Genomic DNA, 19,492 nt, shown 5'->3' with positions numbered 1-19,492 from the left:
CGTGCTGCTCGAGCTACATTCCGGTGTCCAGTCCGGAGTACGCGTGGAGCCCCTTGAAGAACACGTTCACCACGCCGAAGTTGAACATCACGGCCGCGAAGCCGATGATCGCGAGCCAGGCCGACGGGGTGCCGCGCCAGCCGCGGGTCGCCCGGGCGTGGATGTAGCCGGCGTAGATGGTCCAGATGATGAAGGTCCAGACCTCCTTGGTGTCCCAGCCCCAGTAGCGGCCCCACGCCTTCTCGGCCCAGACGGCGCCGGCGATGAGCGTGAAGGTCCAGAGGATGAAGCCGATGATGGTGACGCGGTACGCGAGGTTCTCGAGCGTGAGCGCGCTGGGCAGGGTCTTCAGGAACCGCAGGACGGAGCGCGGGTTCTCCTCCGCCCCCTCGCGGCGGGCCTGCAGCAGCTGCGTGACCGACAGCGCGAAGCCCAGGGCGAAGAACGCGGTGCCGAGGATCGCGACGAGCACGTGGATCACGAGCCAGTACGACTGCAGTGCCGGCGGGAGCGGCACGACGGCCACGTAGTAGTTGACCGTCGCGATGCCCAGCAGCACCAGCACGAGACCGGTGATGAAGGCGCCGAGGAAGCGGAGGTCCCAGCGCAGCTGGACGACGAGGAACACACCGATGATGATGAGCGTGCCCGTGAGCGAGAACTCGTACATGTTGGCCCACGGCACGCGGCCCGCCGCCACTCCGCGCAGCACCGCGGCGGCGGCGTGCAGCACGAAGGCCAGCAGTGTCAGCGAGAAGCCGATGCGCATGGTCTTGGAGCGCGCGGGGGCGTTGTAGACCTCGTCCTCGACACGGCTGCCCAAGCGCGAGAGCGTCGCGGTGGGACGGCCCGTCCCTCCGGACGCCACGGTGGCCCTGCCGCTCGCGGCCCTGTCGGCGGCGGCGACGGAGGCGACCCGCTCGGCCTCCTGGACGACCCCGAGCGACTCCCCGTCCGCGAGCGAGGACCGGCGGGCCAGGTCGATCGCGAAGAAGATGAAGGCGAGGGCGTAGACGCCCATCGCCGAGGACAGGGTCAGCACCGAGTACTGGGAGAGGGTCTCGATCACCGGACAAGGATAGGCGACGCTCCTTCGAACCGCCCCTGCACGGATGCACAGGTTCGGCCTCCCCCGGCAGGCTCTCAGTCGAGCGGAGCGTGCCGATCGGCGATCGTGCGCACCGCGCGCACCAGCTGCGGATCCTCGCCGCGGGCGAGCCCCGCGTACTCGAGCCGCAGCCCGCCGTCCTCGGCGGGCGTCGCCTTCATCCAGACCCGCCGGCGCGGCACGAACAGCGACGTGAGCAGGCCCGCGAGCACGAGGATCGCGAAGGACCAGCACCCAGCCCTGGGTGGCGTCGTGGTGGATGTCGAACGACGCGAACCGGCGCACGCTGTCGGTCCCGACGACGTCCGGATCGGCTCCCACGTTCTCGAAGGTCACGGTGCCCAGGCCGTCCGGCAGGTCGACCGTCTCCCCCGGCTTGAGCGTCAGCGACGCCACCCCGGTGTCGCCGCCGGTGAGGCGGGTGAGCGTGTCGGTGTTGAGCACGTAGACCGACGTGGGCACGCCCTCGTCCAGGCCCAGGTTCCCGGCGAACACGTTGAGCGAGAGCACGGGGTACTGCAGGTCCGGGAAGATGGACGACGACGCGCCGGTCGCGCCCTCCTGCTGCGTAGGGTAGAAGAAGCCGGTCATGCCGATCTGCTCGGCGAGTCCGTCCGTCACCTTCACCACTCTCGACGGAGGTCAGGTTCGCATCGGTCGGGAGGAACGGCACCGAGTCGGTGAAGATCGCCGTGCCGGACGGGTCGCGCACCGTGATGGTCGGGGCGTAGCCGTTGCCGAGCAGGTAGACGTTGGTGCCGCCGATCGCCAGCGGCTCGTTGACCTTGACGGTCCGCTCCTCGCTGCCGCCGCCGCGCTCGGTGGTCGTGACGTTCGCGGTGAAGTCGATCGGCTGCCCGAACGCGTCGCCCGGCTCCGTGACGTACTCCACGTCGAGCCCGTCGAGGGTCAGCTGGTACGGGTCCAGCGAGCCGCTGTCGAAGAAGCGCCCCGGGTTGAACGAGTCGTAGGCCGCGAGATTGTTCGCGAAGCCCTGGCCGCCCTCGACGAGCACGCGCTGGCCGCTGTAGCCGAAGCCGCCGCCGATGCCCACGGCCAGCAGGATCCCGACGAGAGCGGAGTGGAACACGAGGGTTCCCGGTCTCGCGGAGGTATCCGCGCTCGGCCGACACGCTGCTCCAGCGCCCGCGGGAGTCGTCGTAGTGCTCGACGCGGTACCCGGCGCGGCGCAGCACGGCGTCGGCGGAGGCGACCGCCTCCTCGGCCGTCGCATCCTCGACCTCGCGGACGGTGTAGCCCGCGAGCCGCTGCAGGCGCACCGGCGTCTTCGGCGGGCGCGAGCGCATCGCCTCGAAGTGGTGCTTGGTGCGCGGGATGATGCAGCCGATGAGCGAGACGAACAGCAGCAGGTAGATGCTCGAGAACCAGGCCGACGTAGGTGTCGAAGGCCTGCACCCGGTCGAGCAGGGGCGCCAGATCGGGGTTGTCGACGAAGTACTGGGTGACGCCGTTGGGGTCGGAGGAGCGCTGCGGCACGAGCGAGCCCGGCACGGCCGCGATCGCCAGCAGCAGGAGGAGGAACAGCGCCGTGCGCATGCTCGTGAGCTGGCGCCACATCCAGCGCAGCCAGCCGACGAGGCCGAGCGTGGGCTGCGTGATCGTGTCGGCAGCGGAGTCGTAGTGGTCGGACGGGCGGAAGTTCGCGTCGGCGCGCTTCTGCTCGTCGACGTCACCGCGCTCAGATCGCGGGCTGGAAGCCATAGATCACCTCGCCGAGGGCTCCGTAGACGAGGGCGTTCCAGACGCCGGTGACCATCAGGAGTCCGATGACCACGAGCGCGACGCCGCCGATGATGTTGACCGCGCGGATGTGGCGCTTCACGAATGCGAGGGTCGAGGTGACCCAGCTGAAGCCGAAGGCGACCAGGAGGAACGGGAGGCCGAGGCCCAGGCAGTACATCAGCGCGAGCAGCGCCCCCGCCAGGGCGAGCCCGCACTCCAGGCCCAGCGCGAGGATCGAGCTGAGAGTGGGGCCCAGGCACGGCGTCCAGCCGATGCCGAACACGATGCCCAGCAGCGGAGCGCCGATGAGGCCGGTCGCGGGGCGGATGCTCGGGCGCAGCGTCCGCTGGAGGAACGAGAACTGGCCCACGAACACGAGGCCCATCGCGATGACGACGACGCCGAGGACGCGCGTGATGACGTCGCTGTAGCGGCTCATCCAGAATCCGATCGACCCGGCGGCCGCTCCGTAGAGCACGAACACGAGGGAGAAGCCCAGCACGAAGAGCAGCACGCCCAGCAGCACCCGGCTGCGGCCGCGGGCGCGGCGCTCGTCGGCGTCGGTGAAGCCGCCGACGTACGCGAGGTAGCCGGGCACGAGCGGCAGCACGCAGGGCGAGGCGAACGACACGAGCCCCGCGAGGAGCGCGATCGGCACCGCGAGCAGCAGCTGACCGCTGATGACGATCTCGCCCACGGCGCTACTCCGCGTCCGCGAGCGTGTCGCCGACGAGGGTCGACAGGATCGACGCCTCCTGCAGCTGACCGAGGATCCGCGAGGCCACGCGGTGCTCGCGGTCGAGCACGAGCGTGGTGGGGACCGCGTTCGGCGGCACGGTGCCGCTGAAGGCGAGCTGCGCGGATCCGTCGACGTCGACGATCGAGGGGTAGGTGATGCCGTGGGTCTTCGCGAAGGCGGCGGCCTGGGGAGCCTGGTCGCGCACGTTGACGCCGACGAACGAGACGTCCTGGCCCGCGTACTCGGCGTTCACCGACTCGAGGTCGGCCGCCTCCGCCCGGCAGGGGCGCAGCTCGCGTACCAGAAGTTGACGACGACGACCCGGCCGGCGAGGTCCGCCGAATCGACCGCCTCGCCGTTCTCATCGGTGCCCGCGAACACGATCGGATCGGAGCGGTCGGCCTCGTCGATCTCGGTGATCGTGCCGTCGCCCGAGATGTAGCCCTTGTTGTCGCCCTTGCGGTAGTCCTCCGCGAGCTGGTCGCGGGTGCAGCCGGTCCAGCACGACGGCCGCGACGAGGGCGAGAGCGGACACGGAGAGCAGGCGTCGGCGCATCAGACGGCGCCCACGTCGGTCGCGAGGCCCTGGAGGCCCGCGGCGGGATCGGTGTAGCCGACCTCGACGAAGCCGTCGCCGCGGCGCTCGATCGTGGTGATGCTCGAGAGCGCGCAGCGGCGCTTGCGCGGGTCGTGGAAGAGCCGCTCCCCGCGAGGGCGCGGTGCACGGTCCAGATCGGGAGCTGGTGGCTGACGATCACGGCGTCGCCCTCGGCGGTGCCCTGCCAGGCCGACTCGATCGCCGCGTACATGCGCGCCGAGATCGAGAGGTAGGGCTCGCCCCAGCTGGGCTCGAACGGGTTGCGCAGCCACGGCCAGTGCTTCGGGTTGCGCAGTGCCGAGCTGCGCGCCGCGAGCGACTTGCCCTCGAAGCGGTTGCTCGGCTCGATCACCCGCGGGTCGCTGGTGATCTCGAGCTCGAACGCCTGCGAGATCGGCTGCGCCGACTCCTGCGTGCGCTGGAGCGGGGAGGCGACGAGCGTCGTCACGTGACGGCGCCGCTCGAGCAGGTCGTCGGCCGCCGCGCGGGCCATCCGGTGGCCCAGGTCCGAGAGTCGGAAGCTCGGGAGTCGTCCGTAGAGGACCCGGTCGGGGTTGAACACCTCGCCGTGCCGCACGAGATGGATCTGATCGGCAACCACGAGCGTCAAGTGTACGGAACGCCGCGTGGGGGAACGCCGGGAACGGCAGTCCTGGGCGGACGCTGAACGGGTGCTCAGCGCGACGTGCTCAGCGGCGGGCCAGCACCGCCGCCGACAGCCGGCGCACGAGGGCGTCCGGCAGCTGCCGCACCACGGCGACCGGCACCCCGAAGCGCCACGACGGCACCGAGACGACCCGACCGCGGGCCACGTCGCGGAGGAACTCCTCGACCACCGCGTCGGCGTCGAGCCAGAGGAAGGAGGGGATGGCGGACGTGTCCATGTCGGCCCGCTCGTGGAACTCGGTGCGCACCCAGCCCGGGCACAGCGCCGCCGCCCGGACGCCGGTGCCGCGCAGCTCCACCGCGAGCGACTGCGCGAACGCCGTCGCCCACGCCTTGATCGCGGAGTAGGGGCCCAGGTGCACGAAGCCCGCGACGCTCGCCACGGTGAGGATCGCGCCGCGGCCCCGTGCGGTCATCGCCTCGGCGGCCGCGCCCGAGAGCACCGCGACCGAGCGGACCATCACCTCGAACGCCGCGTCCTGCGCCGCGACGTCCGGCTCCGAGAAGCTGCCGTCGATCCCGAAGCCCGCGTTGTTGACGAGCACCCGCACCGGCCGCTCCGGATCGACGAGCCCGCTGCGGATGCGCTCCACCTGCTCCCGATCGGTCAGGTCGGCCGGCAGCACCTCGACGTCCGGGGCGCCGAGCACGCGGAACGCTGCGGCCGCCTCCTCGAGCCGGGCCTCGTCGCGCGAGACGAGCACGAGGCTCAGCCGCGGCTCGCGAACGCCCGCGCGAAGGCGGCTCCGATGCCGGTGGACGCTCCGGTGATCAGTGCGGTGCTCATGCTCCGACGCTACCCGTCGCCCTCGGCCGCCTCGCCGCCCCGCGGGTAGACTCCCCTACCGTGACCGACGAGACCCGCCTCCCCCGAACCACCGTCAAGAAGCTCGCCGCGCTCGAGGACGGACCCGTCCGCGTGTCCGGCTGGGTCGAGACCGTGCGCGACCAGAAGAAGGTGCAGTTCGTGGTCCTCCGCGACGAGTCCGGCGCCGTGCAGCTGGTGAACCCGGCCGTCCGCGAGGCCGAGGAGGGCGACGAGGTCGCCGCCGCGGAAGCTCGCGATCACCGAGGAGATCTCGGGCCTCGCCCAGGGCTCCTTCGTCACGGTGACGGGTCAGCTCAAGCACGACGAGCGCGTGAAGCTCGGCGGCATCGAGGTGAAGCTCGAGACGCTCGAGATCGTCGCCGCGTCGATCCCCGAGGCGCCCATCGCCCCCGACTCCGGCATCGACAAGCGCATGGACTGGCGCTTCCTCGACCTCCGCCGCCCGGAGCAGAACCTCATCGCCCGCGTGCAGACGACCTTCGAGCACGCCCTGCGCACCTACTGGATCGACAACGACTTCATCGAGATCCACACGCCCAAGCTCATGGCGAGCGCGTCGGAGTCGCGCGCCGAGCTGTTCGAGGTCGAGTACTTCGAGACCAAGGCCTACCTCGCGCAGAGCCCCCAGTTCTTCAAGCAGATGGCGCAGCCGCGCAGGGCCTGGGCAAGGTGTTCGAGGTGGGGCCGGCCTTCCGCGCCGACCCGAGCTTCACCTCCCGTCACGCCACCGAGTTCACGAGCGTCGACTCCGAGGTCTCGTGGATCGAGTCGCACGAGGACGTCATGGAGCTGCACGAGCAGCTGATGGTCGCCGGCCTCACCGCCGTCGTCGAGAAGCACGGCGCCGAGGTGAAGGCGCTCTTCGACATCGACCTCGGAGGTGCCCACGACCCCGTTCCCGCGCATCCCCCTCGCCGAGGCCAAGCGGATCGTCGCCGAGCGCGGCTACGAGGTGCCCCGCGCCGACGACGACATGGATCCCGAGGGCGAGCGCCGCATCGCGGCGTACGTGAAGGAGGAGTTCGGGCACGACTTCGTGTTCCTGACCGACTACGCCTCGAGCATCCGGCCGTTCTACCACATGCGCCGAGAGGGCGACGCGGCGATCACCAACAGCTACGACCTGATCTACAACGGCGTCGAGATCTCGACCGGCGCGCAGCGCGAGCACCGCGTCGACGTGCTCGTCGAGCAGGCCCGCGAGAAGGGCCTCGACCCCGAGGAGCTCGGCTTCTACCTCGACTTCTTCCGCTACGGCGTCCTGCCGCACGGAGGCTTCGGCATGGGCCTCTCCCGCGTGATCATGCTGATGCTGCACCAGGCGAACCTGCGCGAGGTCACCTACCTCTTCCGCGGCCCGTCGCGCCTGCTGCCGTAGGGCTCCACCCGCCGAGGGAACCCCGGACCGTCGAGACCGCCAGGAGCACCTGGTTCCCCGACGGTCCGGGGTTCCCCGCATCCGAGCACCAGCCGTCAGCGCGGGAGGCGCTCGTACGGCACGCGGCGGCTGAGCCAGGCCAGCAGGCCCGCGACGACTGCCGCGAGTACCGCCGGCACGAGCAGGAGCCACAGGCTCGACGCCACCGCCACGAGCAGCAGCGCGACGGCCGCGACCCCCGCTCCGATCGCGAAGTTCCAGCGGACGTCCGTGACCACTCCCGGCTCGGGCCTCGCCCAGATCACGACCAGCGCCAGCGCGAGCGGCCCGAGCAGCAGGCCCAGCACGAACCAGCGCCAGCGCGAGCGCCCCTTCTGCTCCGCGAGCCCGCGGTCACGAGCGCGAAGCCGATCCAGATCCAGCCGGTGTCGTTCCAGGTCGTCCCCATGACCGGAGCCTAGAGCCTGGTCAGCGGGGCGGCGGCGACACCATCAGGTCGAGGTAGTCCGCCAGGCACGCGACCATGTCGACCGCGTCGCGTTCGAGCAGCCACTGCAGCTGGATCCCGTCCCACAGCGCGATGATCGACGCGGCGACCCGGTCGGGGTCGGCCCCCTCGCGCAGCCGCCCCTCGGCCTGCAGGGCGCGCAGGTCGTCGGCGTACCCCTGGCGGAGCGACCGGAAGCGCCGGGCGAAGAACTCGCGACCCGGATGATCCGCCGTCGTCGAATCGCCGCAGAGCACCGCGTAGAGCTCGATCACTCCGGGTGCCGTCTCGTTGTAGCGGGTCTGGCGGAGGATCCCCTCGACCATGCTCTCGCCGGGGTCGGGCGGGGACGAGCCGTCGCCGGTGATCTCGTCGCGGTGCTCGAGCACCGCCAGCAGCAGGTCGGTCTTGGTCGGGAAGTAGTGCAGCAGGCTCGTCTGGCTGAGGCCGACCCGGTCGGCGACGTCCTGCAGCGACCCCCGGGCGTAGCCGCGGGAGGCGAAGACCGCATGGGCCGCCTCGATGATCGCGCGGCGGCGCTGCGCCGACTTGGCGTAGGGCCCGCGGCGGGGGCGGACGGGTTCGACGGTCTCAGACACGACGGGTCCCTCCACTGTGAGCGAGAGCGGATGCCGCCCTCAGGCGGACAGCGTACCTCGCGCTCCGACCGCGCTCCCACCAATTTCGAGCAGCCACTCGATTTTGTGATAGCGTCCGACCCACCGGGCCGGGAGACCTCCCGGGCACCCACCCACGACGAAGTGAGGGACAGTGAAGCCGTTCACACGGAGACAGCTCATGGCCGCCGGACTCGGCTCGGCCGCACTCGGGACGCTGGCGGCCTGCGCCACCCCCGGCACCACCTCGGTCAACACCGCGCCGGCGATCCCGGCCGCGAGCGGACCGATCCGCCTGCAGTACTGGGCCTGGCTGAAGGACCTGCAGAAGGTCTGCGACGTCTGGAACGCGTCGCATCCGGACGTCCAGGTCGACGCCGTCTGGATCCCCGGCGGCAACGCGGGCGGCTACCAGAAGCTGTACTCGGCCCTCGCGGCCGGCGGCGGACCGGACCTGGGCCAGGTCGGCGCTGCGCTCGCTGCCCGAGTTCATGCTCGTGAACGGGCTGGTCGACCTCGACCGCTACGGTGCAGCCGACTACGCCGATCTCTACGACCCGACCCTCTGGGGACAGGTCAGCTACTCCGGGGGCGTCTACGGGATCCCGCAGGACAGCGGTCCGATGGCCTTCTTCTACCAGCCGGAGGTGCTCGGACGCGTGGGCGCCGAGCCGCCGCGCACGTGGGACGACTGGGCCGCCGTGGCGACCGAGCTCCGCGGCGCCGACTCCTACATCGACTGCTTCCCCTCGCTGACGCCTCCGTCTTCGCGGCCTTCGCCACGCAGGCCGGTGCGCAGTGGCTCACCGCGGAGGAGGACGGCTGGGTCATCGACATGACCGACGAGGCGACGACGCAGGTCGCCTCCTTCTTCGACACCGCGATCGATCAGGACCTCGTCGAGACCGGCTACGGCGCCTACTCCCCGCGTGGTTCGCGGCGGCGGCGACGGGCGGCATCGCCTCCTGCACCACGGGCAGCTGGGGCGACGCGCTCATCCAGGGCGTGAGCGGTGGCGAGGGCAAATGGCGCGCGGCGCCCATGCCCGTCTGGGGCGACTCGGGCTTCGGCTCGAGCTTCCTCGGCGGCTCGACGGCCGCCGTCTTCGCGAGCAGCGCGCACCCGAAGGAGGCGCTCGAGTTCGCCGTCTGGATGACCACCTCGCAGGAGGGCATCGACGCGATGATCGCGAACAGCGGCATCGGCTGGTCTCCCGCGGTCGGCGAGATCGGCACGGCGCGCAAGGGACCGAGCGAGTTCTTCTCGGGCCAGAACTACACCGAGGAGGTCCTCGTGCCCGCCTCGCAGCAGCAGAACCCGGACTGGTCCTGGTGGCCGGTCACCCAGCAGTCCTTCAACATCCTCAGCGACGGCTTCCGGAAGAAGGCGTCCGGCACCAGCCTCGTCGACGCGGTCGCCGAGGCCGAGAGGCAGATCATCACGGTCTTCGAGAACAAGGGCCTCAGCATCAGGAAGGCCTCCGCATGACCACGACGACCTCCCCCGCCGCAGCCGCCATCGCGGCCACCGGCGACACCGGGAACCGCAAGCGCAACGGAGCCGTGGGGCGCGCCCCGTGGATCCTGCTCGCCCCGTTCCTCGCCCTGTTCGTCCTCACCTTCCTCCTCCCGATCGTCGTGGCCATCGGCTCGAGCTTCACGAAGGTGACCCGCTCGGGGCTCTTCGGCGAGGCGGGAGTGACGACGGAGTTCGCCGGGTTCTCGAACTACGCGCAGGCCCTCGCCGACGGCAACTTCATCGCGTCGATCGGCCGCATGTTCCTCTTCGGCATCGTCCAGGTGCCGGTGATGATCGCGCTCTGCACCGTGCTCGCGCTCATGCTCGAGTCGGCCTCGGCCCGGTTCCCCGGCTTCTTCCGCGCGGCGTACTTCCTCCCCTACGGCGTGCCCGGAGTGATCGCGACGATCCTCTGGTCGTTCCTCTACGTCCCCGGGCTCAGCCCGATCATCGACGCGGCGAACGTGGTCGGCCTCGAGCCCGACTTCCTCGGCGCGGACTCGGTGCTGTGGTCGATCGCGAACATCTCGCTGTGGAGCTACACCGGCTACAACATGCTGATCATCGTCGCCCAGCTGAAGGCGATCCCGGTCGAGCTGTACGAGGCGGCGAAGGTCGACGGAGCGTCCACGTTCCGCGTCGCGCGCAGCATCCAGCTGCCGCTCATCCGCCCGGCGCTCGTGCTGACCACGATCTTCTCGATCATCGGCACCCTGCAGCTCTTCGCCGAGGCCCAGGTCCTCAAGACCGTCGCGCCCGCGATCGACAGCCAGTACACGCCGAACCTCAGCGCCTACACGACCGCCTTCGCCTACAACGACTACAACGTCGCCGCCGCGCAGGCCGTGCTGATCGCCCTGGTCGCGTTCGTCCTCTCCTTCACGTTCCTCTCGATCTCGAACAGGAAGTCCTCATGAGCCAGGCGACGCGCGACACCGTGCAGCCCACGACCACCGGGGTGGTCACCGCGAACCGTCCCGTGAAGTCGGGTCGCGGCCCCGACCGCTCGGCCGGCCGCAACCGCGCCTCCACGATCATCGTCACCGGGATCCTCGTGGTCGTCGCGGTCTACTTCCTCGTCCCCGTCTACTGGGTCGTGGTCGCGGCGACGAAGACCACCGAGGACCTCTTCGCCACCTACGGCTTCTGGTTCGCCCCGACCTTCGCCCTCTGGGACAACCTGGGCCAGGTGCTGACCTACGACGGCGGCATCTTCGTCCGCTGGTTCCTCAACTCGGTGCTCTACGCCGGAGTCGGCGCCCTGCTCGCGACGTACCTCGCCGCGGCCGGCGGCTACGCGCTCGCGAAGTACGAGTTCCGGGGCAACCGCCTCGTCTTCGGCACGATCCTCGCGGGCGTGCTCGTGCCCGGCACGGCGACGGCCCTGCCGCTGTTCCTGCTCTTCAGCCAGATGGGCATCGCGAACACCTACTGGAGCGTGCTGATCCCCTCGCTGGTCTCGCCGTTCGGCCTCTTCCTCTGCCGCATCTACGCGCAGGCGACGGTCGACACCGCGATCATCGAGGCGGCGCGGATCGACGGGGCGAGTGAGCTGCGCATCTTCCACACCCTGGGGCTGCGCATCCTGACCCCGGCGCTGGTGACCGTGTTCCTCTTCCAGCTGGTCGGCATCTGGAACAACTACTTCCTGCCGCTGGTGATGCTGTCGGACACCGAGCTGTTCCCGATCACGCTCGGCCTCAACAACTGGCTCAGCCAGGTCGACCGCCTGCCCGAGTTCTACGAGCTGACGACCGGCGGCGTGCTGCTGTCGATCATCCCGCTGGCGATCGCGATGGTCGTGCTGCAGCGCTTCTGGCGAGGGGGCTGACCGAGGGCTCGGTGAAGTAGGGGCGATCCGGAGGGAGTGGAGGAGCCCCCCGGGGTCTCACGCCAGGGGCTCCCGTGTGGCGGTGGAACGGTCTCGCTCTCCCGCTCGCCGGCGTATCACCGCCGGCGGACCGCGGGGTCTCCCGCGCGCGGCCGCCGCGAGTCTGCACCGCCAAGCCGGGAATGCGCCGAGTCCGGGTGGAGGACACGGGCAGGATGGGCGCATGCCCGCCACCGCCGCTCTCGTCGCGATCTCGGCCCTCGTCGCCTTCGTCGCGGGGGCCCTCCTCGACGCCGTGCTCCGGCGCGTCCCCCGCGTCGAGCGGGGCCTGCCGCCCGGTCGCTCCTCCCCCGCCGTCGCGGTGGCGACCGGAGCCGCGAGCGCCGTGGGAGCGGCGGCGCTCACGGCGACGAACCCCCCGAGCGCCGTGCTCGCCGCCCTCGTGCTCCTCACGGTCGTGGGGGTGCACCTGTCCTCGATCGACCTCCGGCACCGGCTGCTGCCGAACGTCCTAGTCGTCCCCGCGATCGCGGTCGGCGGACTGCTCGTCCTGATCGCGAGCGTCGTCGATGGACGGCCGGGGGACGGGCTCCGCGCACTGCTGGGCGGGCTGGCGCTGTTCGCGGTCTACCTGGTGCTGGCGCTGATCTCGCCCGGCGGACTCGGGATGGGCGACGTGAAGTTCGCCGCGGTGATCGGCACGATGCTCGCATCGCGCGGCTGGAACGAGCTGCTCGTGGGCGCCGCCGCCGGGTTCGCACTCGCGGCCCTCGCCGCGGCGGTGCTGCTGCTGACGGGTCGCGCCCGGCGCGGGACGCCGGTGCCCTTCGGTCCGATGATGCTCGCCGGGGCCGTGGTGGTGCTCGCACTCTCCCCTGAGGCGGAGGGACGGATCGTCAAGTGCTTTGTCCCCCGGAAGGGTACGAGACGAGCCGGGTGATCTCTCTATCATCAGTGATGCCGCAGAAATGAATACGGCCGAATCTATTCGGCGGGCTCTCGATCACCCCCGTGATCCGGCCCCTTCTCTGCAGCAGCACCACTGGTATTCGCACGATCGGTCTCACACTGGGTCGTCGAATTCCTGCTCCCTTGTAAACCGGTCTCGCTCACCCCATCTCGGAGGTTCACCATGCTCTCTCTCCTCATCACTCTTCAGACTCTCGTCACCACGACGAAAGACCGCCTGCGCGAAGAGCAGAAGGGCGCGACCGCTGTCGAGTACGGCCTGCTGGTGGGCCTGATCGCCGTCGTCATCATCGGAGTCGTCGTCCTCCTGGGCCCGCAGCTGGCCGGGATCTTCCAGAGCATCAGCGACGAGCTGCCGGACGCGCCCGCCGCCGAGTAGTCCACCCCCCGAGGGACGGCGTCGCACTCTCCCGCGACGCCGTCCCGTCTTCGCGATCCTGAGGTCTCGAATGAACAGACGACTCGGAGAAGAAGACGGTGCTGTCGCTCTCGAATTCGCGATACTCCTCCCTATTCTGATGGTCATCCTCGTCGGAATAGTGGAGTTCTCACTGCTCTTCACCGCGCAGACGACTTTGACCAATGCCGCCCGAGAGGGTGCGAGAAGCATGGCGCTGCACAACGATCCCGCGGCGGCGAGAAATGCCGTCAAGGACTCGGCCTTCTACTTGTCCCCCGCCCTCGCCGATGCCCAGATATCCGTCTCGCCGGCCACCTGCACCGCGGGTGCCCGCAGCACGACGACGATCACCTACAGCTACCGGTTGATGACGGGTCTCTTCGGCGACAGCATCACCTTGACCGGGAAGGCGGCGATGCGGTGCGGCGGCTGACTCGCGGGCTCGCGGACGAGCGGGGTGCCGTCTCGATCGTCGTCGCGGTCGCCATGGTCGTCGTCCTGGCCAGCGCCGCTCTCGCCATCGACATCGCCCGGCTCAACGTCGAACGCGCCGAACTGCAGAACGGCGCCGACGCAGCAGCCCTCGCGGTGGCGCAGAGTTGCGCGACGACCCCCTGCACGACGACAGCAGTGAAAGCGGCGGCTGTCGCGCTCGCCGCGACCTACGCCGACGCCAATGCCGGCGACGGAGCGTCGGGCTCCGCCGCGACGTTCCCGACCGCCACGTCCGTGCGCGTCACGACATCGGCGGAGGACGACGCCACCGGTGCCGGCTCCCTCGCGACCGTGTTCGCGCCGGTCTTCGGAATCGACTCCCTGCAGGCGGACGCGTCCGCCGCATCCTCCTGGGGCAGCCCGGCCGCCGGTCCGGCCGCTCTCGCCCTCGCCTTCGCGCCGTGCGTCTTCCGCCTCGACGGCGCGATCCAGGTCATCAGCATGCACGGCGACTCCGGCGGCACCGCCTGCCAGACCACGAGCCCCTCCGGACAGCTCCTCCCCGGCGGATTCGGCTGGCTGCGCGATCCTGTGGGCACCTGCAAGGCGAGGGTCGACACCACGAAGCCCGCGCCCGTCTCCGGCAGCACCGGGGTCAGCCTGCCCCCCGGCTGCGCCGCCCAGCTGTCGAAGCTCGGCGGCACGACCGTGCTCCTCCCCGTCTACTCCGACAAGGGCGGCACCGGGTCGAGCGGCTGGTACACGATCAGCGGTTTCGCCGCCTTCCAGGTGCTCGGCTGGAACTTCCCGGGCATGAGCTGGAACAACCAGACCTATCCGGGCGCGGGGTGCAAGGGCACCTGCAAGGGCATCATCGGGAAGTTCACGACCTTCGTCTCGCTCGACGACGCGTTCAGCCTCGGCGGCGCGGACCTCGGCGCGTCCATCATCACTCTGTCGGACTAGGACCCCCTGCCCCGTGAAGCTCCGCATCCTGCTTCGCGATCCTCGGATTCGTGCTCGCCGTCATCGGCGTGATCGCCGTGACCCTCTACACGAGGGGCGCCGATCAGCGCGCTCTCGAGGGCCAGCAGCCGGTCGACGTCCTCGTGCTCTCCCGCGACGCTCCCGCCGGCACTCCCTCCGAGCAGCTGTCCGAGTACCTGGAGGTGAAGCCCCTCCCCCGAGCGGCCGTCGCCCTCGGCGCCGCGACGACGCTCGACGGCCTCGGCGGCCTCGTCACCTCGGTCGATCTGGTGACCGGGGAGCAGCTGCTGACCGTGCGGATGGTGTCACCCGATGCCCTCGAGGTCCCGGGTCGCGTCGACGTCCCCGCCGGACTGCAGGAGGTGACCGTGCTGCTCAGCCCCGAGCGCGTCCTCGGCGGAGGTCTCGCTCCCGGCGACACGGTCGGAGTCGTGCTCACCGTCGGGACGCAGACCCACATGCGGTTGCAGAAGGTCCTCGTGACGACGCTGCAGGGACTGGGCACGACGGCGGAGGGCGACACCAGCGGAACCGTGCCCATACCCCCCGCGTCCGTCTACGTGACGCTCGCCGTGAACGGAGCCGACGCGGAGCTCCTCGTGAAACGCGGCGCAGTACGCGTCGATCTGGCTGACGAAGCAGCCGGAGGGCACGGATCCGAACGGCACCCGCATCATCACGCCCGAGGAGCTCCTCCAGTGACCCGCTTCCTCGCGGTGACCGACGCCGCCCCCTTCGTCGACCGCGTGACCGCCGCCCTCGTCGACGACGGCTCCGGGGTCACCGCGCCTCCCCGCCTCCGCCACCGGGCTGCGCCCCGAGGCGATCCTCCCGCCGCCCGGCGAGGACCCGGTCGACGTGGTCCTGATCGGCCCCGGCATCGAGCGCGAGACGGCGCTGCGCTTCGCCGCCGCCCTCGACACCGCCTTCCCGCGGATCACGCTCGTCCTCGTCGCGGAGCCCGACCCCGACCTCGCGGTCGCCGCGATGAGGGCCGGCATCCGGGACGTCCTCTCTCCCGACGCCGACGACGACTCCCTCGGCGACGTGATCCGCCGATCGAGCCGGGCCGCGCAGGCGCGGATCGGCGATCGTCCCACGGCCCCCGCGGCGGTCGGGAGAAGAAGGTCATCGTCGTCCTCTCGCCCAAGGGCGGGGTGGGCAAGACCACGCTCGCGGTCAATCTGGCCGTCGCCCTCGGCAGTGCCGCTCCGCTCTCGACCGTCCTCGTCGACCTCGACGCCCAGTTCGGCGACGTCGCGAGCGCGCTGGGCCTGGATCCGGTGCACACCCTCCGCGACGCGGTCGGCCCGGCGGCGTCCTCGGACCTGCTGGTGCTCAAGGCCTACCTGTCCGTGCACGAGGCGGGCTTCTACTCCCTCGCCGCTCCGATCGACCCCGCCGACGCCGACCGCATCTCGTCCGAGGCGGTGACGCACCTGCTGCGGCAGCTCTCGTCCGACTTCGCCACCGTCGTCGTCGACACCTCGGCCGGGCTCACCGATCACACGCTCGCCGCCCTCGAGGTGGCGACCGACGCGCTGTTCGTCACGGCGATGGACGTCCCCGGGGTCCGAGGGGCTCCGCCGCGAGCTGACCGTGCTCGAGGAGCTGGGCCTCCTGCCCGAGAACCGCCACCTGGTCGTCAACCTCGCCGAGAAGAAGTCGGGCATCACGGTGAAGGACATCGAGGCCACGGTCCGCATGTCGGTCACCGCGGTCCTGCCCCGCTCGGCCGACCTCGCGCTCGCGACCAACACGGGTCGACCGCTGCTCCTCGCCAAGCGCCGCTCCCGAGCGGCCGTGCTGCTGACCCGGCTCGCGGGCGCGTTCACCGGCAGCGACGGAGCCGCACAGCAGAGAAGGGTCAGGATCCAGTGAGCCTCGCCGAACGCCTCGCCTCCCGGCACGCCGCGCGCGACGCGCCGTACGAGCCCGCCGCCGCAGCGCCGCCCGCCCCCGAGCCCGCTCCCGCTCCTGATCCCGAGACGGACCGGCAGCAGGACGAGCGCGAGCGGGTCGACGGACTGCTCGCCCTCAAGAGCAGGGTCGGCGACGAGCTCTTCCGCCGGATGGGCTCGCGGCTGAACGACCCCACGCTCGCGGAGTCGGACCTGCTCGGGCAGGCGCGCGACATCCTGGGCGAGATCGTGGACGCCGAGTCCGCCCCGCTCACCCCCGAGGAGCGTCAGCGCCTCGTCGCCCAGATCGCCGACGACGTGCTCGGCTTCGGACCGCTGCAGCCCCTCCTCGACGACCCGACACTCACCGAGATCATGGTCAACGGGCACGAGCAGATCTTCGTCGAGCGCGGAGGCCGGCTGACCCTGAGCGGCACGCGGTTCCGCTCGGAGGCGCAGCTGCGCGCGGTGATCGAGAAGATCGTCACCCGGGTCGGGCGCCGCATCGACGAGTCGTCCCCGCTGGTCGACGCCCGGCTCGAGGACGGCTCGCGCGTGAACGCCGTCATCCCGCCCCTCGCCGTGAACGGGTCGTCGCTCACCATCCGCAAGTTCTCCCGCGACCCGCTCACCGTGTCGGATCTCATCGGCTTCGGCTCGGTGACGTCCGAGATGGCCGAGCTGCTCGACGCGTGCGTGCGCGCGCACCTCAACATCATCGTCTCGGGCGGCACCGGCACGGGCAAGACGACCCTGCTCAACGTCCTCTCCTCCTTCATCCCGCACGGCGAGCGCATCATCACGATCGAGGACGCGGTGGAGCTGCAGCTCCAGCAGTCGCACGTGGTTCGGCTCGAGAGCCGGCCGGCGAACATCGAGGGGCGCGGCGAGGTCTCGATCCGGGAGCTGCTGCGCAACTCCTCCGGATGCGGCCCGACCGCATCGTGGTCGGCGAGTGCCGCGGCGGCGAGGCGCTCGACATGCTGCAGGCCATGAACACCGGTCACGACGGCTCGCTGTCGACCGTCCACTCCAACTCGCCGCGCGACGCCATCTCGCGACCCTCGAGACCCTCGTGCTGATGGCGGGGATGGACCTGCCCCTCCGCGCGATCCGCGAGCAGATCGCCTCGGCGGTCGACGTCATCGTGCAGCTCACCCGCATGCGCGACGGCAGCCGGCGCGTCACGCACGTCACCGAAGTGCAGGGCATGGAGGGCGATGTGGTCGTGCTGCAGGACGCGTTCGTCTTCGACTACGCCGGAGTGGACCCTCGGCCGGATCCTCGGCGGCCCGGTCGCGACCGGGTGCGGCCCCGCTTCCTCGACCGCTTCACCGAGCTGGGCATCGAGGTGTCGCCGCGGGTCTTCGCCCTGCCGGTCCCGGGCGAGCGCCGATGATCGCGGTCCTGGGGGTCGTGCTCAGCGCGCGGCCGTGCTCGTCGTGGTCTTCGGGGTCTTCGGCTCCTCCACTCCGCGGCTCCCCGTCGAGCGGCGTCCCGACGCCGGCGCCGGCGACTCCGGCCTCTCGCAGCTGACCCGCTCGACGAGCGAGGCGATCTCGGCGGCGCTGACGCGGCGGGGCTGGGCCGAGCGGCTCGCCGACGCGCTGCGCGAGGCGGGGCTGTCGCAGTCGCCCTCCGAGCTGCTGATCCTGGTGTCGGCGGCGTCCGTCGTGGCCTTCCTGCTCGGGCTGCTCGCCGGCTCCGCTCTCCTCAGCGTCCTGCTCGTGGCGGTCGTCCTGGGCGTCACCGTCGCCCTCCTGCGGATCCTCGCCGATCGCCGTCGGCGCCGGTTCGCCGACCAGCTCGACGGCACCCTCCAGCTGCTCGCGAGCGGGCTGCGCGCCGGTCACTCCCTGCTCCGCGCGATCGACGCCGCCTCGCGCGAGTCGGAGGCGCCGACGGCGGAGGAGTTCGCGCGCATCGTGAACGAGACCCGCCTCGGGCGCGACCTGGAACGTGTCCCTGGCCCAGACGGCCGAGCGGATGCGGAGCGAGGACCTCAGCTGGGTCGGGCAGGCGATCGGCATCCACCGCGAGGTGGGCGGCGACCTGGCCGAGGTGCTCGACCAGGTGGGCGACACGATCCGCGAGCGCAACCAGATCCGCCGCCAGGTCTCGGCCCTCGCGGCCGAAGGCAAGATGTCCGGTCTACATCCTGATGGCGCTGCCGTTCGTGGTCCTGGGCGTCCTGAGTCTGACCAGCCCGAGCTACGTGGGCAAGTTCACCGAGCACTGGCTGGGCTACGTGCTGATGGTGGTCGCCGCGATCATGTTCCTCATCGGCGGCCTCTGGATGCGCCGCGTCATCAGCTTCAAGTTCTGAGAGGGACCGGATCGTGCTCCTCGCCTCCCTGTGCCTGCTGGCGGCACTGCCCCTGCTCTTCGCCGCCCTGGCACCCGCGGGGGCCGAGCGCAGCGCCGCTCGCCGCAACCTGATGCAGGGGCTCGTCCAGGAGGCGGTCGACACCCGCTCGGCCGCCGATCGACTGGAGCGGATCGCGGGAGGCTGCTGCTGCCCGGTGCGCTCCGCCGGCTCGACCGGCTGCACGCGCACGCCGGCCGTCCCGCCTCCTGGCCGCTGGGCCGGGTGATCCTCGCGAAGCCGCCCTGATGCTCCTCGCCGCCGGCGCCGCCGCCCTCGTCATGCGCCAGCCGCCGCCGATCCTCGTCCTGCTCCTCGTCGTGGTGGTGGTCGTGGCGTACTTCGTGCCCGATCTGCTCCTGCACAGCCGCGGGCTCGGGGGCGGCAGGCCGCGATCGCCCTCGAGCTCCCGGACACCCTCGACCAGATGCTGATCGCCGTCGAGGCCGGACTGGGCTTCGAGGCCGCGATGGCCCGGGCGGGCGACAACGGCAAGGGCCCTCGCCGAGGAGCTGGTGCGACTCTGCAGGACATGCGCGTCGGCATGACGCGGCGCGACGCCTACCGCGCGCTGGAGCTGCGGACGTCGGTGCCCGACCTGCGCAGCTTCGTCCGCGCGATCGTGCAGGCCGACGTCTACGGAGTCTCGGTCAGCGGGGTGCTGCGGACGCAGGCGAAGGAGATGGCTGAAGCGCCGGATGCGCGCGGAGGAGAAGGCGATGAAGATCCCCGTCAACATCCTCTTCCCGCTCATGCTGTTCATCCTGCCGGTCCTCTTCATCGCGGTCCTGGGGCCGACGGTGATCTCGATCATCACCATGAGGACCGAAATTCGAGTGTCTACTCGGGATTGTGCTAGCGTCCGGAGACGGCGTAGCCGCACGAGGCGGAGGCGTCCCCACGACGACGTGACGGCTCGAC

At 70.9% G+C, this 19,492-nt stretch carries 18 protein-coding genes and 11 pseudogenes; 16 read left to right on the top strand and 13 right to left on the bottom strand.

What is annotated here, in order from left to right; genetic code table 11:
• Positions 1-13: 13 nt before the first annotated feature.
• The 10 genes and pseudogenes from ccsB to AC0CII_RS21230 all read right to left on the bottom strand — a co-directional run bounded on the left by ccsB (position 14) and on the right by AC0CII_RS21230 (position 5,558).
• Positions 14-1,069 (bottom strand): c-type cytochrome biogenesis protein CcsB, encoded by a 1,056-nt coding sequence (gene ccsB / locus AC0CII_RS21275; protein WP_465226538.1) that lies wholly within the window; start codon positions 1,067-1,069, stop codon positions 14-16.
• A 74-nt stretch (positions 1,070-1,143) separates the two neighbouring features.
• Positions 1,144-1,290: a hypothetical protein gene (locus tag AC0CII_RS21270; RefSeq protein WP_465231044.1), complete on the bottom strand. Its 147-nt coding sequence runs from the start codon at positions 1,288-1,290 to the stop codon at positions 1,144-1,146.
• Between the two features lie 121 nt (positions 1,291-1,411).
• Positions 1,412-2,342, bottom strand: a pseudogene (locus AC0CII_RS21265) (cytochrome c biogenesis ResB family protein); the annotation flags it as partial.
• A pseudogene (locus AC0CII_RS21260) lies at positions 2,278-2,445 on the bottom strand (cytochrome c biogenesis ResB family protein); the annotation flags it as partial. The pseudogenes AC0CII_RS21260 and AC0CII_RS21265, both read right to left, overlap by 65 nt.
• Before the next feature lie 118 nt (positions 2,446-2,563).
• A pseudogene (locus AC0CII_RS21255) lies at positions 2,564-2,665 on the bottom strand (cytochrome c biogenesis ResB family protein); the annotation flags it as partial.
• Between the two features lie 142 nt (positions 2,666-2,807).
• The gene (locus AC0CII_RS21250; protein WP_465230568.1) at positions 2,808-3,548 is read right to left on the bottom strand and encodes a cytochrome c biogenesis CcdA family protein; all 741 of its coding nucleotides are present in this window, start codon (positions 3,546-3,548) and stop codon (positions 2,808-2,810) included.
• Positions 3,549-3,552: 4 nt separating this feature from the next.
• Complete coding sequence (locus AC0CII_RS21245) at positions 3,553-3,843, bottom strand: TlpA family protein disulfide reductase (RefSeq protein WP_465230567.1); 291 nt, start codon at positions 3,841-3,843, stop codon at positions 3,553-3,555.
• A 108-nt stretch (positions 3,844-3,951) separates the two neighbouring features.
• Entirely contained in the window at positions 3,952-4,146 is a 195-nt protein-coding gene (locus AC0CII_RS21240; RefSeq protein ID WP_465230566.1) for a hypothetical protein, read from the bottom strand.
• A pseudogene (locus tag AC0CII_RS21235) lies at positions 4,146-4,789 on the bottom strand (histidine phosphatase family protein). The gene AC0CII_RS21240 and the pseudogene AC0CII_RS21235 overlap by 1 nt, the downstream one beginning before the upstream one ends.
• A gap of 88 nt (positions 4,790-4,877) precedes the next feature.
• Positions 4,878-5,558 (bottom strand): SDR family NAD(P)-dependent oxidoreductase, encoded by a 681-nt coding sequence (locus AC0CII_RS21230; protein WP_465230565.1) that lies wholly within the window; start codon positions 5,556-5,558, stop codon positions 4,878-4,880.
• Positions 5,559-5,701: 143 nt separating this feature from the next.
• On the opposite strand from AC0CII_RS21230, the pseudogene aspS reads away from it, so the two are divergent.
• Positions 5,702-7,061: pseudogene (aspS, locus tag AC0CII_RS21225) on the top strand (aspartate--tRNA(Asn) ligase).
• Between the two features lie 95 nt (positions 7,062-7,156).
• Here aspS and AC0CII_RS21220 read toward each other — a convergent pair.
• From AC0CII_RS21220 to AC0CII_RS21210, 3 genes are read right to left on the bottom strand one after another with little or no spacing between them, the layout of a single operon-like run.
• The gene (locus AC0CII_RS21220) at positions 7,157-7,408 is read right to left on the bottom strand and encodes a hypothetical protein (protein WP_465230564.1); all 252 of its coding nucleotides are present in this window, start codon (positions 7,406-7,408) and stop codon (positions 7,157-7,159) included.
• A complete protein-coding gene (locus AC0CII_RS21215; RefSeq protein ID WP_465230563.1) occupies positions 7,363-7,509 on the bottom strand; it encodes a hypothetical protein in 147 nt (48 codons plus the stop codon). The genes AC0CII_RS21220 and AC0CII_RS21215 overlap by 46 nt, the downstream gene beginning before the upstream one ends.
• 20 nt (positions 7,510-7,529) lie before the next feature.
• Complete coding sequence (locus AC0CII_RS21210) at positions 7,530-8,147, bottom strand: TetR/AcrR family transcriptional regulator (RefSeq protein WP_465226545.1); 618 nt, start codon at positions 8,145-8,147, stop codon at positions 7,530-7,532.
• A gap of 172 nt (positions 8,148-8,319) precedes the next feature.
• On the opposite strand from AC0CII_RS21210, the pseudogene AC0CII_RS21205 reads away from it, so the two are divergent.
• The 15 genes and pseudogenes from AC0CII_RS21205 (at position 8,320) to AC0CII_RS21135 (ending at position 19,430) form a co-directional block, all read left to right on the top strand.
• Positions 8,320-9,653, top strand: a pseudogene (locus tag AC0CII_RS21205) (ABC transporter substrate-binding protein).
• Positions 9,650-10,600 (top strand): carbohydrate ABC transporter permease, encoded by a 951-nt coding sequence (locus tag AC0CII_RS21200; RefSeq protein ID WP_207405480.1) that lies wholly within the window; start codon positions 9,650-9,652, stop codon positions 10,598-10,600. Before AC0CII_RS21205 ends, AC0CII_RS21200 begins: the two are co-directional and overlap by 4 nt.
• Positions 10,597-11,534 (top strand): annotated as a pseudogene (locus AC0CII_RS21195) (carbohydrate ABC transporter permease). Before AC0CII_RS21200 ends, AC0CII_RS21195 begins: the two are co-directional and overlap by 4 nt.
• A 203-nt stretch (positions 11,535-11,737) precedes the next feature.
• A complete protein-coding gene (locus tag AC0CII_RS21190) occupies positions 11,738-12,454 on the top strand; it encodes a prepilin peptidase (protein ID WP_465230562.1) in 717 nt (238 codons plus the stop codon).
• A gap of 192 nt (positions 12,455-12,646) precedes the next feature.
• A complete protein-coding gene (locus AC0CII_RS21185) occupies positions 12,647-12,862 on the top strand; it encodes a Flp family type IVb pilin (RefSeq protein WP_465226549.1) in 216 nt (71 codons plus the stop codon).
• 70 nt (positions 12,863-12,932) lie between these two features.
• A complete protein-coding gene (locus tag AC0CII_RS21180; RefSeq protein WP_465226550.1) occupies positions 12,933-13,316 on the top strand; it encodes a TadE/TadG family type IV pilus assembly protein in 384 nt (127 codons plus the stop codon).
• Positions 13,304-14,284: a pilus assembly protein TadG-related protein gene (locus AC0CII_RS21175; protein ID WP_465230561.1), complete on the top strand. Its 981-nt coding sequence runs from the start codon at positions 13,304-13,306 to the stop codon at positions 14,282-14,284. Before AC0CII_RS21180 ends, AC0CII_RS21175 begins: the two co-directional genes overlap by 13 nt.
• A gap of 320 nt (positions 14,285-14,604) precedes the next feature.
• Positions 14,605-15,840, top strand: a pseudogene (locus AC0CII_RS21170) (AAA family ATPase); the annotation flags it as partial.
• A 342-nt stretch (positions 15,841-16,182) separates the two neighbouring features.
• Positions 16,183-17,605 (top strand): annotated as a pseudogene (locus AC0CII_RS21165) (CpaF family protein).
• Between the two features lie 34 nt (positions 17,606-17,639).
• Positions 17,640-18,107, top strand: a pseudogene (locus tag AC0CII_RS21160) (type II secretion system F family protein); the annotation flags it as partial.
• Between the two features lie 85 nt (positions 18,108-18,192).
• Positions 18,193-18,294: pseudogene (locus tag AC0CII_RS21155) on the top strand (type II secretion system F family protein); the annotation flags it as partial.
• Positions 18,295-18,367: 73 nt separating this feature from the next.
• On the top strand, positions 18,368-18,532 hold the full coding sequence (locus tag AC0CII_RS21150; RefSeq protein WP_465231143.1) for a type II secretion system F family protein: 165 nt from the start codon (positions 18,368-18,370) through the stop codon (positions 18,530-18,532).
• Positions 18,533-18,545: 13 nt separating this feature from the next.
• Positions 18,546-18,800 carry a hypothetical protein gene (locus AC0CII_RS21145; protein ID WP_465231142.1) on the top strand — a complete coding sequence of 85 codons (255 nt, stop codon included), beginning with the start codon at positions 18,546-18,548 and terminating at the stop codon, positions 18,798-18,800.
• A 19-nt stretch (positions 18,801-18,819) separates the two neighbouring features.
• Positions 18,820-19,005 carry a hypothetical protein gene (locus AC0CII_RS21140; protein ID WP_465230560.1) on the top strand — a complete coding sequence of 62 codons (186 nt, stop codon included), beginning with the start codon at positions 18,820-18,822 and terminating at the stop codon, positions 19,003-19,005.
• The gene (locus tag AC0CII_RS21135) at positions 18,999-19,430 is read left to right on the top strand and encodes a type II secretion system F family protein (RefSeq protein WP_465230559.1); all 432 of its coding nucleotides are present in this window, start codon (positions 18,999-19,001) and stop codon (positions 19,428-19,430) included. The genes AC0CII_RS21140 and AC0CII_RS21135 overlap by 7 nt, the downstream gene beginning before the upstream one ends.
• The last annotated feature ends 62 nt before the right edge of the window (positions 19,431-19,492 follow it).

The organism is Rathayibacter sp. AC182, assembly GCF_979253875.1.
The sequence above is the reverse complement of the archived record's forward strand: the minus strand, read 5'-3'. Positions and strand labels throughout refer to the sequence as shown.